The organism is Variovorax stachyos, assembly GCF_051400855.1.
Lineage (GTDB): Bacteria > Pseudomonadota > Gammaproteobacteria > Burkholderiales > Burkholderiaceae_C > Variovorax.
This window is the reverse complement of the sequence record NZ_JBLFFN010000004.1, coordinates 448,644-463,148: the sequence shown is the minus strand read 5'-3', so window position 1 is coordinate 463,148 and position 14,505 is coordinate 448,644. Positions and strand designations below refer to the sequence as shown.

At 69.1% G+C, this 14,505-nt stretch carries 8 protein-coding genes; 1 reads left to right on the top strand and 7 read right to left on the bottom strand.

Annotated features, from left to right (window positions below; all coding sequences use genetic code 11):
* The 4 genes from ACMGEZ_RS10355 to ACMGEZ_RS10340 all read right to left on the bottom strand — a co-directional run.
* Nucleotides 1-1,222 (bottom strand): ESPR domain-containing protein (locus ACMGEZ_RS10355; protein ID WP_436822179.1); only part of this gene is annotated, 1,222 nt, incomplete at its 3' end.
* A 260-nt stretch (nt 1,223-1,482) separates the two neighbouring features.
* A complete protein-coding gene (locus tag ACMGEZ_RS10350) occupies nt 1,483-2,139 on the bottom strand; it encodes an aspartate/glutamate racemase family protein (protein ID WP_436822178.1) in 657 nt (218 codons plus the stop codon).
* Between the two features lie 11 nt (nt 2,140-2,150).
* On the bottom strand, nt 2,151-3,056 hold the full coding sequence (locus tag ACMGEZ_RS10345) for a transporter substrate-binding domain-containing protein (RefSeq protein ID WP_436822177.1): 906 nt from the start codon (nt 3,054-3,056) through the stop codon (nt 2,151-2,153).
* 20 nt (nt 3,057-3,076) lie between these two features.
* Nucleotides 3,077-4,417, bottom strand: coding sequence for an aspartate aminotransferase family protein (locus ACMGEZ_RS10340; RefSeq protein WP_436822176.1), 1,341 nt, complete (start codon nt 4,415-4,417; stop codon nt 3,077-3,079).
* 123 nt (nt 4,418-4,540) lie between these two features.
* On the opposite strand from ACMGEZ_RS10340, the gene ACMGEZ_RS10335 reads away from it, so the two are divergent.
* Nucleotides 4,541-5,410: a MurR/RpiR family transcriptional regulator gene (locus tag ACMGEZ_RS10335; protein ID WP_436822175.1), complete on the top strand. Its 870-nt coding sequence runs from the start codon at nt 4,541-4,543 to the stop codon at nt 5,408-5,410.
* Between the two features lie 882 nt (nt 5,411-6,292).
* Here the strand turns inward: ACMGEZ_RS10335 and ACMGEZ_RS10330 are convergent.
* From ACMGEZ_RS10330 to ACMGEZ_RS10320, 3 genes are all read right to left on the bottom strand, one after another.
* Complete coding sequence (locus ACMGEZ_RS10330; protein ID WP_436822174.1) at nt 6,293-7,741, bottom strand: efflux transporter outer membrane subunit; 1,449 nt, start codon at nt 7,739-7,741, stop codon at nt 6,293-6,295.
* 32 nt (nt 7,742-7,773) lie between these two features.
* Nucleotides 7,774-11,082: an efflux RND transporter permease subunit gene (locus ACMGEZ_RS10325; protein WP_436822173.1), complete on the bottom strand. Its 3,309-nt coding sequence runs from the start codon at nt 11,080-11,082 to the stop codon at nt 7,774-7,776.
* 213 nt (nt 11,083-11,295) lie between these two features.
* On the bottom strand, nt 11,296-14,502 hold the full coding sequence (locus ACMGEZ_RS10320) for an efflux RND transporter permease subunit (RefSeq protein WP_436822172.1): 3,207 nt from the start codon (nt 14,500-14,502) through the stop codon (nt 11,296-11,298).
* Nucleotides 14,503-14,505: the final 3 nt, after the last annotated feature.

The following is a 14,505-nucleotide window of genomic DNA, read 5'->3' as shown; positions in this document are numbered from 1 at the left end:
TGAGCGTGTTGTTGCCGCCGGAGAAGTCGATGGCGTTCGCGCGCGTCGTGCTATTGCCACTCGGGCCGCCGCTGATGGTCCCGGCGTTGGTGATGCTCGTATTGCCGGTCGCGACGACACCCGCGCCTCCAGCGCCAGGGTCGGCGTATTTAAGATCCAGGCCACCACCCGCGCCGCCTCGAATGGTTCCGGTGTTCAGCACAGTGCCGCCCGAAGTGAGCAGGACACCCGCACCGCCGTTGCCGCCCGTGCGGCCGATAGGGCTGGGGCCACGGATGCTGCCGGCGCCGCCCGCGCCCCCGGCAATGACGCCGCTGTTGTCGATGGTCCCACCGCCTGTGAGCGCGATGCCCATGCCGCCGTCGCCGCCGACATCCCTGCCGCCGGCCCAGGCGATATTCTGGCCTCCCGACGCCCCGCCCACTCCCCCCGACATGGAACCACTGTTCGTGAAGCTGATTGCGCCGGTGAGCAACACCCCACCGCCGCCGGCACCGCCGCCACCGGCCCCGCCCGGGTTCTCGCCGAAGATCAAGCGAACTCCCCCAATGCCGCCACGTCCCCCCATACCCCCTTCGATTTGCGACAAGTTGCTTGCAACGCCGGGGCCTGAGAGGACCCAGCCAAACCCGCCGCCGCCCCCACCACCACCACCGCCGCCGCTGAAGTTCGGTCCGTCCTCTCCCCGCGCGCCGTTTTCGCCGGCCGTGCCGATCAGCGGGACGATGTTGTTCCTTTGAGTCGTCTCGACGACGCTTCCGCCGCTGCCGCCGCGCCCCCCCGCCCTTTCGCCATCCCCGCCGCCTGCGCCACCATTGCCTCCGGCGCCTGTAGACAAGCTGACGCCGCCACCGCCACCGCCACCACCACCATCAAACAGTGAATTCGATCCATCTGATCCATCTGGAACCGCAGAGCTACCGCCGACGCCGCCTTGCGTCTCACAGTCCATGGTGCAGCCTCCGTCACCTCCATGAAGACCTACGGATTGAGCCTGCGCCTGGGCGGTTGTCGCAGCGCCCAGGGCGAGCACGCCAATGCCAGCGAATGCGCCGCTCGCGGGCAGCGCCAGTATCTGACCTCCCAGCGCGGCCGTCAGCGCACAAGATCTCGCGATGCGCGAAGCGCCGCGGCTGCGCTTGCCTCGTGCCCGGGCGTTCTCGGGGGCGGCCACCCACGCGCCCAGCGCTGGGTTCCAAAGACTGCGATGCGTTCTGTTCATGGGGAGGTCTCAGGTCGTGCAGGGCCCCACGCGCGCAGCGCGCACGTGGCGTGCGATGGCGCCTGAACGGTGGCACCCTCTCCCGCACACAAGCCGGAAGCTCAGGCCGCAGTTCGTGAAACCCGAAGGTCGGCGACCGTCAAATGCTAGGAACGTCCGGCTGCGCGCTCAGACTGGCGCGACAAAAAGCGAGAATTCATTTCGCCTCCGACGTGCCCATCCGAGCACCGTCATGCGAAGAGGACGAAGCGCGAGGACCGTTATGCGTGCCTTGCCAGGCGCGTGCGCAGCGCTCTCACCGCGCTGTCGACAGTGGTCAGCACCGGCAGGCCCGAGGCCGCCTCGCAGGCTGCGCGGGCGCGCGCCATGCTGAACTGGGCCAGCGCGATGCGGGTGCAGCCCTTCTCGCGCAGGGCACGGGCTTGCGCGGCGACGCGGTCGTCGTGCGTGTGGGCGTCACCCGCATTGAGCGCATCGAGTGCGCCCTCGGCCAACGCGAGCTCCAGCTGGACGCCGGCCGGGAATTCCGGCGGCATGGATTCGAGCGTCGGCCGGAAGGTGGCGATCAACCCGAGCTTGCCGTTCTCGGCGCCGGCCGCGGCCTCCGCGATCATGGCTTCGTTGGGCTTGAGCACCGGTATCCCCGCATGCCGCCGCGCCACCGCCTCGATGCACGGCCCGAAGGCCGAGCAGGTGAAGAGAATGCCCTGCGCGCCGGTGTCGACCGCGTACTGCGCCAGCCGCTGGAAGCGCTCGTGCATCGCCGCGTCGAGCCCGCGCCCTTCGCGCGCCAGGTCGGCCGAGAGGCTGTCATCGAGCAGATTCATCCGCAGGACTTCGGGCCAGTCGCGCTCGAAGGCGGCGTTGATGGGGGGCACCGAATGGGCGAGCGCGTGGATCAGGGCGATACGGGTCATCGACAAGATTTTCAGATGCCCTTGGACGAAGGATTGGCAAAGGCCTCCTTCGTCTCGGCATTGAGCGGGTAGTTGATGTTGATGTTCTTGGGCGGGATCGGCGACATGAACCACTGGTTGTAGAGCTTCTCCATCTCGCCCGACTTCATCATGCCACCGACCACGCGGTCGACCAGCGCCTTCATCTGCGGATCGTCCTTGCGAAACATCAGCGCCTGGTTCTCGGTGCGCAAGCTCTCGCCGGTGATGATGAAGTCCTTGGGATTGCGGGCATTGGCGATCTGCCCCGCCAACAGGATGTCGTCGAGCACGAAGGCCTGGGCCCGGCCGCTTTCCACCAGCAGGAACGAATCGGTGTGGTCCTTGCCCGCCAGGTTGTTCACCTCCAGGTTGCGGCCCTTGTCGGCCTCGCGCAGCAGGCGGAAGGAGGTGGTGCCCGTCGTGGTGACCACCGTCTTGCCCTGCAGGTCGGCGATGGTCCTGATGCCCGAATCGGCCTTCACCAGCATGCGCACGTTGTAGCGGAAGATGTCGGGCGAGAAGGCCACCTGCTTCTGCCGCTCGACCAGGTTGGTGGTGGAGCCGCACTCGATGTCCACCGTGCCGTTGGTCACCAGCGGAATGCGGTTGGCCGAGGTCACGGCCTGCCAGCGGATCTCGATGGCAGGCATCTTCAGCTCGGTCTTCATCGCCTCGACGATGCGCTTGCAGATCTCGATGCTGTAACCCACCGGCTTGAGGTCGCTGTCCAGGTAGGAGAAGCCGAAGGAGGATTCGCGGTGCCCGATGGTGATGGCGCCGCTGGCCTTCACCTTGGCCAGCGTGCCGCCCTCCTGCGCGTGCACCGCGCCCGGGGGCATCAGGGTGAAGGCGGCCGCGAAGACGGCGCCGGCGATCTGCAGGCGTGGGAAGGCCATGGAAAACTCCTCGAGGGTGGTTAGGAACTCGTCGTGGCGGCGCGCACGACGGCGTCGATGGACGAGGCCAGCCGCGCCCCGATCTCGCGCAGGTCGCCGCGGCTCGCGATGAAGGGCGGTGCGAGCAGCACGTGGTCACCCAGCTTGCCGTCGACCGTGCCGCCGAAGGGGTAGCACAGCAGGCCCTGGCCCATGGCTTCCTTCTTGATCTGCACGTGCAGGTTCAGGGCCGGGTCGAAAGGCGCCTTGCTGGCCCGGTCGGACACCAGCTCCACGCCCCAGAAGAAGCCGCGGCCGCGGATGTCGCCCACGTTCGGATGCGCGCCCAGCACCTCGCGCAGCATGGCGCCGAAGACCTCGCCGTCGCTGCGCACCTTGGCCAGCAGGCCGTCGCGGTGGATCACCCGCTGCACCGCCAGCGCGGCGGCGCAGGCCACCGGGTGGCCGAGGTAGGTGTGGCCGTGCTGGAAGAAGCCGCTGCCCCGCGACATCGCCTCGACGATCTTCCGCTGCGCCAGCACAGCGCCGATCGGCTGGTAGCCGCCGCCCAGACCCTTGGCGATGGTGACCAGGTCGGGCACCACCCCCTCCTGCTCGCAGGCGTAGAGCGTGCCCGTGCGGCCCATGCCGCACATCACCTCGTCGAGGATCAGCAGCACGCCGTAGCGGTCGCAGACCTCGCGCACCGCCTCGAAGTAGCCCGGCACCGGCGTCAGCACCCCGGCGGTGGCGCCGCCCACCGTCTCGGCGACGAAGGCGATCACGCTGTCGGGCCCCTGGCCCAGGATGGCGGTCTCGAGCTCGTCGGCGAGGCGCCGGCCGTACTGCTGCGGCGTCTCCCCGGCGCGCTGCTCGCGGTAGGGATAGCAGGGCGAGACATGCGTGGCCGGCACCAGGATCGGCGCGAAGGGCGCGCGCCGCCAGGCGTTGCCTCCCACCGCCAGCGCCCCCAGCGTGTTGCCGTGGTAGCTCTGGCGCCGGGCGATGAAGTGCGTGCGCTGCGGCTGCCCGATCTCGACGAAGTACTGGCGTGCCATCTTGAGCGCCGACTCCACCGCCTCCGAGCCGCCGCTCACCAGGTACGCATGGCTCATGCCCTGGGGCGCGGTGCGGATCAGCTCGTCGGCCAGTTGCTCGGCCGGCTCGCTGGTGAAGAAGCTGGTGTGGGCGTACGGGAGCCGGTCGATCTGCGCGTGCATCGCGGCGAGCACGTCCGGATGGCCGTGCCCCAGCGAGGACACCGCGGCGCCGCCGGAGGCGTCCAGGTATTCGCGGCCCTCCGCGTCGCGGATGGTCATGCCGCTTGCGGCGACGGCGAGCCTCGGCGCGTGGCGCAGGTGGCGGTGGAAGACGTGCGTCATGTCGAGCTGATGTGAAACCAATGTACTGGTAGAATTATTGTTTGGAACATTTGTTCCGTCAAGAATGGCATGCAACGGTGCTGCTCCATCCGGTACATTCGTTCCAACCGGAGACGAAGACCCATGGGCGTCAAAGACGATCTGCGCCAGCGCTATGACAGCCTCAGCCCTGCCCTGCAGCAGGTCGCCAAGCATGTGCTCGACCATCCGAACGAGGTGGTCACCAGTTCGATGCGCGGCATCGGCACCCGTGCCGGCGCCACGCCGGCCACGCTGGTGCGCTTCGCGCAGCACCTGGGCTACGCCGGCTGGCCGCAGTTCAAGGACGCGGTGGCCGCCGAAATGGGGCTGGCCTCCCCCGATGCCTACGGCGCGCGCGCCAAGACGCTCGTCGGCCGCGCCAGCGACCAGGGCCTGGCCGCCGAGATGTTCGAGGTGCAGCGCCGCAACCTGGACAACACCCACCGCCAGAGTGAGGCGGCGCTGCACCGGGCCTGCGCCGTGCTGGAGAAGGCGAACGCGGTGCACGCGGCGGGCTTCAGGGCCTGCTTCCCGATCGCGTTTTCATTCGTCTACGTCTATCGGATGTTCCGCGCCAGCGTGCACCTGGTCGACGGCCAGGGCGGTTCGCTGGAGATGCAGCTGCGCGCCTTCGAGAAGGGCGATGCGCTGCTGGTTGCGAGCTTCGTGCCCTACTCGCGCGAGGCGCTGCAGGTGGCGCAGGCGGCCAAGGCGGCGGGGCTGCGCATCGTTGCGGTGACCGACAGCATCGCGTCGCCCTTGTCGCTGCTGGCGGACGAGACCCTGCTGTTCGCCATCGACAGCCCCTCCTTCTTTCCGTCGGTCGCAGCCGGCGTGGCGGTGACCGAAGCGCTGGTGGAGATGCTGGCGAGCCGGGCCGGCAAGCCGGTGATCCGGCGGATCGACGAGGCGGAGGCGCAGCTGTTCGAATCAGGCGCCTACCTGCAGGCGCCTCGGCTGCGGGGCGCTTGAGGTCTTCACGTTCTCTCCTTCCGGGGGGAGGGACGGGGTGGGGGCACTCTGTGGGTTGATTGCGTACGTTGCTGTTGTGGTGAGGCCGGAGCCGGGAATTCGCCCCGGCGGGCGAGTCACTTTCTTTGTCTCGCCAAAGAAAGTAACCAAAGAAAGGCGACCCCACTGCGCGCGTCCCTCCGCTTCGCTACGGGCAACCTGCGGTGCTCGCTTTTCGCGGGGTCCGCGCAAACTCGCCTGCGGCTCAAACACGCGCGGCCCTTTTTCCGCGAAAAGCTGCGCTCCTCGGCACGCGCAGAGGGGATTTGAACTCCAACGCGCCGTGGCGCGTCCTTGTGTGGTGTGCAGGTTGGCGAGAGCTTCGGGTCCTCGCTCGCGCTGACACTCGCGCACACGCACACGCACACGCACACGCACACGCACATGCACATGCACATGCACATGCTCGTGTCGGTGCTGGTGCTGGTGCTGGTGCTCGCAGCCATGCTCATGCTCACGTCCGAGCGCACACGCATGCCCCTCTTCCAGGCCTCGCGCAGCGAGGCCGTTGGCGGCCGAGCGAAGCAATGGCCCGACCTCTCCCCAATCCCCTCTGCGCGTGCCGAGGAGCGCAGCTTCAGGCGGAAAAAGGGCCGCGCGTGTTTGAGCGAAGCGAGTTTGCGCGGACCCCGCCTGAAGCGAGCACCGCAGGTTGCCCGTAGCGAAGCGAAGGGTCACGCGCAGTGGGGTCGCCTTTCTTTGGTTACTTTCTTTGGCGAGACAAAGAAAGTGACTCGCCCGCCGGGGCGAATTCCCGGCTCCGGACTCAACAAAAGCACACCGTACGCAATCAACCCACAGAGTGCCCCCACCCCAACCCTCCCCCGGATGGAAGGGAGCAACTCAGGAACCGGGGCGCGACGCCTCAGTCGCCATCCAATCCGCCTGCCACCCCCCACCCAGGGCCTGGACCAGCCCCACCGCCGCACTCTGCCGGCTCACCTGCAACTGCACCACCGTCCGCCGCGCATTGAGCGCAGCGACCTGCGCCGTCACCACGTCGGTGTAGCTCACCTGCCCCTGCCGGTAGCGATTCAGGAACTGCTGCTCGCTGCGGTCCGCCGCCGCTGACGCCTCGCGCCGCAGGCCTTCCTGCTGCGCCAGGCTCGCGCCGGTGGTGAGCTGGTCCTCGACGTCCTGGAAGGCGGTGAGCACGGTCTGGCGATAGCGTGCGACCGCCGCCTCGTGCGCCGCCTTCGCCTGGTCGACCTGCGCGCCGATGGCGCCGGCGTCGAACACCGTCTGCGCTACCGACAGGCCCAGCGACCACAACATGTTCGAGGCGTTGAACAGGTCACCCACGCGGCTCGCATTGCTGCTGAGCGCACCGCTCAAGCTGAAGCTCGGGAAGTACGCCGTGCGCGCGATGCCGATCTGCGCATTGGCCACCGCCACCGCCCGCTCGGCCGCGGCGATGTCGGGCCGGCGCTGCAGCAGCGTCGAAGGCACCCCGGTCGGAATGCCGGGCACGGTGGGGGTCCACTCGGCTGCAGGCAGGTTGAAGTCGGCCGGCGCGGCGCCGACCAGCACCGCGATCGCGTGCTCCAGCGTGTCGCGGGTGCGCTTCAGCGCCACGCGCTCGGCCTGCGTGTTGACGTAGAGCGTCTGCGCCTGCAGCACGTCCGTTTGTGCCGCGATGCCGGCGTTGTAGCGGTTGCGCGCGATCTCCAGGCTGCGCTGGTAGCCCTCCAGCGTGACCTCCAGCAGCCGCAGCTCGGCATCGGTCTCGCGCAGCGAGAAGTAGTTGGTCGCGAGCTCACCCACGGCCGACAGGCGCGCCGAGGCGAGGTCGGCCTCGCTGGCCTGGGCGCTGGCCTGGGCACCGCCCACCGCCTGGCGCAGCCGGCCCCAGACGTCGGGCGCCCAGTCGGCCCGCAGCGAGGCGCTGGTGGAGGTCCTGGGCGAGGTGTTGCGCGCGCCGGAGCGGTCCGCACTGCCGCCTGCCGAGACCGAGGGGAACAGCGCGGCGCGCTGCTCGCGCACCACCGCCTGGGCCTGCGTGTAGCTGGCCACGGCCGCGGCGATGTTCTGGTTGGAGACCTGCACGCGGGCGGCCAGCTCGTCGAGCACCGGGTCGCCGAAGAGCTTCCACCATTCGCCGCGGTCCAGGGCGTCCGCCGGCGCGGCGGGGAGCCAGCCTTCGGCGGCGGGGGCTTCCTTCCAGGACGCGGGCATGGCGGTCGAGGGCTGCTGGTAGGTCGGGCCGATCGCGCAGCCGGCGAGTGCGAGGGCCGTCGCGGCGACAGCAACGCAGCGCCGGGGCCGGTGAAAAGGTGCGTTCGGGACGTTCATGTTCGTTGTCGTTGCATCAACCGCCGCTGCCCTCACCCCGACCCTCTCCCGGAGGGAGAGGGAGAAAGAGCGGCAGAGGGAGAAAGAGAGGGGTCGGTCGCGTCGCGGCTCAGGTACTTCTCGTTGGCGGGGCGGCGCCGCAGCTTGTCGAGCAGCACGTAGACCACTGGCGTGGTCAGCAGAGTGAGCAGCTGGCTTGCGACCAGTCCGCCGATGATGGCCACGCCCAGCGGCTGGCGCAGCTCGGCGCCTTCGCCGAAGCCGATCGCCAGCGGCAGGGCGCCCAGCGCGGCGGCCAGCGTGGTCATCAGGATCGGGCGGAAGCGCAGCAGGCAGGCCTCGCGCACCGCCTCCACCGCGCTCAGGCCGCGGGCGCGCTCGGCCTCGAGCGCAAAGTCGATGATCAGGATGGCGTTCTTCTTGACGATGCCGATCAGCAGGAACACGCCGATCAGCGCAATGATCGAGAACTCCATGCGGAACAGCAGCAGCGCCAGCACCGCGCCCACGCCGGCCGAGGGCAGCGTGGTCAGCACGGTGATGGGATGTATCAAGCTTTCGTACAGCACGCCGAGCACGATGTAGATCACGACCAGCGCCGCGAAGATCAGGAACAGCTGCTGTGCCTGCGACTGCTGCGCTGCCAGCGCCGTGCCCTGGAAGCTGCCGCGCACATTGACCGGCATCGCGATGTCGGCTTCGGCCTGGGCCACGATGCGCTTCGCGTCCGCCAGGCTCACGCCCTCCGCCAGGCTGAAGGAAACGGTGCTTGCGAGCTCGGTGTCCTGGTGGTCGATGGAGCTCGGCACCGCGCGCTCGCTGAGCTTGGCGAAGGCCGCGAGCGGCACCATCGGCGTGGTGCTGGTCGCGATCTGCTGGCCGGCCGACGAGGTGCGCGAGGCCGGGTTGGCCGAGGTGGTGGTCGAGGTGCCGGTCGACGCGTCGGTGTTGGCCTGCAGCGTGCTGACGGTGGTCGCCCCGCTCGCGGTGGTGACGGCACTGAGCGTCGAGGGCACGTAGAGGTCCTTCAGCGCGATCGGCGCCCGCTGGAAGCGCGGCGCCCACTCCATGATCACCGAGTACTGGTTGAGCTCGTCGTAGATGGTGGCGACCGAGCGCTGGCCGTAGGCGTTGTAGAGCGCGCTGTCGACCGCGCTCGAGGTCACGCCCAGCCGTGCCGCGGCGTCGCGGTCCACTTCGACGAAGGTCTCGACGCCGTTGGCCGCGTCGTCGCTGTCGATGTCGGTGAGCGCGGTCTCCTGGCGCAGGCGCTCGGCGAGCCTGCCGGTCCACTTGCGCAGGTCCTCGAGGTTGTCGCTCTTGAGCGTGTACTGGTAGCTGGAGTTGCTGGAGCGCCCGCCCATGCGCAGGTCCTGCACGGGGAACAGGAACACGCGCAGGCCGGTGAGCTGGCTGAGCTGCGGGCGCAGGCGGTCGATGACGACCTGCGTCTTCTCGGTGCGCTGCCCCAGCGGCTTGAGGTTGACGTACATGAAGCCGCCGCCCGCACGCCCGCCGCCGGAGAAGCCGACCACGGTCGCGACTGCCGGGTCCTTGCGGATGATGTCCACGGCCTGGCGCAGCTTGTCGGCGACGGCGGCGGAGGAAATGCTCTGGTCGGCCCGGATGCCGGCGTTGAGCTGGCCGTTGTCCTGCTGCGGGAAGTAGCCCTTGGGAATGGCGTTGAAGAGGTAGACGTTGAGGCCGATCACCGCCAGCAGCACCACCATCACCACGCCCTTGCTCGCCAGGGCCCAGTCGAGGCTGTGGGCGTAGACGCGCAACGTCCATTGCCAGGCACGCTCGACGCGGCTGCCCAGCCAGCCCAGCACGCGCCCGCGCTTCTTTCTGGGCTCCTCCGCTTCGCTGCGCAACAGCATCGCGCACAGCATGGGCGTGGTGGTGAGCGAGATCACCAGCGAGATCATCACCGAGGCCGAGAGCGTGACGGCGAACTCGCGGAACAGGCGCCCGACCTGCCCGCCCATGAACAGCAGCGGGATGAACACCGCCACCAGCGACAGGCTGATCGACAGCACGGTGAAGCCCACCTCGCGCGCGCCGCGCAATGCAGCCTCCGTGCGCTTCATGCCGGCCTCGACATGGCGCGCAGTGTTCTCCAGCACCACGATGGCGTCGTCGACCACGAAGCCGGTGGCCACCGTGAGCGCCATCAGGCTCAGGTTGTTGAGGCTGAAGCCCAGCAGGTGCATCACGCCGAAGGTGCCGAGCAGCGAGACCACCGTCGCCACCGCCGGGATGATCGTGGCGCGCGCCTTGCGCAGGAACAGGCCCACCACCAGCACCACCAGCACGATCGAGATCATCAGCGTGGTCTCGATCTCGCGCAGCGAGGCGCGGATGGAATTGGTGCGGTCCGAGGCGATCTGGATGTCGATGTCCTGCGGCAGTTGCGCGCGCAGCTCGGGCATCAGGTCGCGGATGCCGTCCACCGTGTCGATGATGTTGGCGCCCGGCTCCTGCGTGACCAGTATCACCACCGCCGGGTCGCCGTTGAACAGGCCGAGCGTGCGGGTGTTCTCGACGCTGTCGATCACGCGGGCCACGTCGCCCAGGCGCACGGGCGCGTTGTTGCGCCAGGCGATCACCAGGTCGCGGTAGTCGGCGGCCCGGCGGCCCGGCGCGGGGGTGTAGATCTGCAGGCGGCGGTCGCCGCTCTCGATCGCGCCCTTGGGCCGGTTGGCGTTGTTGGCCTGGATCGCGGCGCGCACGTCCTCGGTGCTGATGCCCATGCGGTTGAGCGAGAAGGGCTCCAGCTCCACCCGCACCGCCGGCAGCGAGCCACCGCCGATCTCGACCTCGCCCACGCCCTCGACCTGCGACAGGCGCTGGCTCACGATGTTGGACACCGCCTCGTAGATCTGGCCCGGCGTGCGCGTCTTGGAGGTGAGGGCCAGGATCATGACCGGCGCCGAGGCCGGGTTGCGCTTGCGGTAGGTCGGGTTGCTGCGCAGCGTGGCCGGCAGGTCCGCGCGGGCGGCGTTGATCGCGGCCTGCACCTCGCGCGCGGCGCTGTCGATGTTGCGGCTGAGGTCGAACTGCAGCGTTACCCGGGCCGAGCCGTTGGAGCTGGTCGAGGTCAGCTCGTTGACGCCGGGGATGATGCCCAGCCTGCGCTCGAGCGGCGTGGCCACGCTGGAAGCCATGGTGCTGGGGCTGGCGCCCGCCAGGCTCGCCTGGACGGAGATGGTCGGGTAGTCGACCTGGGGCAGCGGCGAGACCGGCAGGGCGAAGAAGGCGACGATGCCGGCCAGGGCGATGCCGATGGTCAGGAGGACTGTGGCGATGGGGCGTTCGACGAAGGGGCGGGAGAGGTTCATCTACGCCTCTCTCTGGTCTTGCTCCCTTCCCCTCCGGGGGAGGGTTGGGGTGGGGGCACCCTGCCGGTTGATTTCGTACGTTGTGCTTTTGTTGAGGCAGGGGCCGGGACGACCCCCCGGCTCCGACCTCGGAACAAGCGCAACGTACCGATACAAGGCCCGGTGCCCTCACCCCAACCCTCTCCCAAAGGGAGAGGGAGAGGGAGCAAGACCTCAGGCGTGCGCAGCATCACGCTTCCCCCCGAACCTGCGCCCCATCCGATCGAAGCCCAGGTAGATCACCGGCGTGGTGAACAGCGTCAGCACCTGGCTCACCACCAGCCCCCCGAAGATCGCAAGACCCAAAGGCCGCCGCAGCTCCGCCCCCTCGCCCCACCCGAACATCAAGGGCAGCGCCGCGAACAGCGCCGCCAGCGTCGTCATCAGAATGGGCCGGAAGCGCAGCAGCGCCGCCTGGTGGATCGCCTCCTGCGGCGACTTCCCTTCACGCCGCTCGGCGTCGATCGCGAAGTCGATCATCATGATCGCGTTCTTCTTCACGATGCCGATCAGCAGGATGATGCCGATGATCCCGATCACTCCCAGGTCGTTGCCGGTCACCATCAACGCCAGCAGCGCGCCCACGCCGGCGGAGGGCAGCGTGGACAGGATGGTCAGGGGATGGATGTAGCTCTCGTAGAGCACGCCAAGCACGATGTACACGCACACGACGGCCGCAAGGATCAGCCACAGCTGGTTGGTGAGCGACCTCTCGTAAGCGCCCGCCGCACCCAGGAAGTTCAGCCGCACGCTGGCCGGCAGGCCGATTTCCCTGGCCGCGTCGCGGATCGCCGAAACCGACTTGCCCAGCGAGACGCCGGGGGCGGTGTCGAATCCCACGGTCGCCGACGGGTACTGCGCCACGCGCGTGATCGAAAGCGGCGCCAGCTGCTCGCGCACGGTGGCCAGCGAAGACAAAGGCGTCGGCGTGCCGGCGCCGGTGCGCAGTTGCAGGTTGCCCAACCCCTGCGGCGACGCGAGCGCCTCGCGCTGCGCCTCCAGGATCACGCGGTACTGGTTGGTCTCCGTGAAGATGGTGGAGACGATGCGCTGGCCGAAGGCGCTGTAGAGCGCATCGTCGACCGAGCTGGCCGTGACCGACAGCCGCGAGGCGGTGTTGCGGTCGATATCGACGTAGGCGGCCAGGCCTTGCGCGCCGGCGTCGGTGGTCGCGTTGCGCACCTGCGGCGTGCTGCGCAGCCGCTCGACGAGCTTCCTCGCCCAACCATTCACGACCGTGGTGTCCACGCCCTCGAGCGCGACGCGGAACTCGGTCGGGCCGGTCTCGGCGTCGATGGTCAGGTCCTGGGTAGGCTGCAGGTAGAGCGTCACGCCGGCGACCGTGTTCACGCGCTCGCGCAGGCGCTGCATCACGCTTGCCTGGTCATCGCGGCTCGAGCGCAGGTTGATCAGCATGCGCCCGGTGTTGAGCGCGGTGTTGTTGGCCGCATCCACGCCCACCACCGAGCTGAGGCTGCGCACATCGGGGTCGGCCAGGATGGCATTGGCCGCGGCCTTCTGCAGTTCGGCCATGCGCGCATAGGACACATCCTGCGCCGCCTCGACGCGCGCCTGCAATTGGCCGGTGTCCTGCGTCGGGAACAGGCCCTTCGGGATGGCGACGTAGAGCACCACCGTCAGCACCAGCGTCAGCGCCGCCACCACGAGCGTCAGGGGCTGGTGGCGCAGCACCCATTGCAGCCAGATGTCGTAGCGTGCGATCACGCGTTCGAAGAAGTGCTGCACGCGCGCGCCGAAGCGGCCGCCCTCCTGGGCCTGCGGCTTGAGCCAGCGGGCCGACATCATCGGCACCAGGGTCAGCGAGACCACGGCCGAGATCAGGATGGTGATGGCCAGCGTGACCGCGAACTCGCGGAACAGCCGCCCCACCACGTCGCCCATGAAGAGCAGCGGAATCAGCACCGCCACCAGCGACACCGTCAGCGAGATGATCGTGAAGCCGATCTGCGTCGCCCCCTTGAGCGCAGCCTTGAAAGGCGGATCGCCCTCCTCCAGGTAGCGCGCGATGTTCTCGATCATGACGATCGCGTCGTCCACCACGAAGCCGGTGGCGATGGTCAGCGCCATCAGGCTCAGGTTGTTGAGGCTGTAGCCCAGCAGGTACATGATGCCCAGCGTGCCGATCAGCGAGATTGGCACCGCGATGCTGGCGATGACCGTGGCGCGCACGCTGTGCAGGAACAGGAAGATCACCAGCACCACCAACACCACGGCGAGCGCGAGCTCGAGCTGCACGTGGCGCACCGAGGCACGGATGCCGGTGGTGCGGTCGCTCAGCACCTCGACCTTGAGGGCGCCGGGCAGCGAGGCCTCGAGCTCGGGCAGCTGCTTCTTGATGGCGTCGACGGTACCGATCACGTTGGCGCCGGGTTGGCGCTGCACGTTCAGGATGATCGCCGGATAGAGGTCAGCCCCCACGCTCGGCACTGACGTGTCCTCGCTGCCCCCCGAGGGGGCGCCCGCTTGCTTGGGGCGGCCCGGCGCGGCGCGGGGCGCCGCGGCACTCTCGCCTTCCTTTGCTTCGGCACGCGCCGCGGCCCAGGCGCCGAGCTGCGTGTTCTCCGCACCGTCGACCACCCGCGCGACATCGCTCATGCGCACCGGCGCGCCGTTCTTCCAGGCAACGATCAGGTTCTTGTACTCGGCCGCGGCGACCAGCTGGTCGTTGGCGTTGATGGTGTAGGCGCGCTGCGGCCCGTCGAAACTGCCCTTGGCGCTGTTGGCGTTGGCCGCGGCAATGGCGGTGCGCAGCGTGTCCAGCCCGATGCCCACCGAGGCCAGCGCGTTGGTGTCGGCCTGGATGCGCACCGCCGGGCGCTGCCCGCCCGAGAGCGAGACCAGGCCCACGCCGGCCACCTGGCTGATCTTCTGCGCGAGGCGGGTGTTGACGAGGTTCTGCACCTCCGTCAGCGGCATGGTGCCGGAGCTCACGGCCAGCGTGAGGATCGGCGCGTCGGCCGGGTTGACCTTGGCATAGACCGGCGGCGCCGGCAGGTCGGCCGGCAGCAGCGAGCCGCCGGCGTTGATCGCGGCCTGCACCTGCTGCTCGGCCACGTCCAGCGTCTGGTCGAGCGCGAACTGCAGGGTGACGATGGACACGCCGTTCGAGCTCACCGAGCTCATCCGGTCCAGCCCCGCCATCTGGCCGAACTGGCGCTCGAGCGGCGCGGTCACGGTGCGGCTCATCACCTCGGGGCTGGCGCCCGGGTAGAGGGTCTGCACCTGGATGGTCGGGTAGTCCACCTGCGGCAGGGCAGCGAGCGGCAGGAAGCGGAAGCCCACCAGGCCCGCCAGCACGATCGCGAGCATCAACAGGCCGGTCGCCACCGGCCGCTCGATGAAGGGGCGCGATGGGCTCATCCA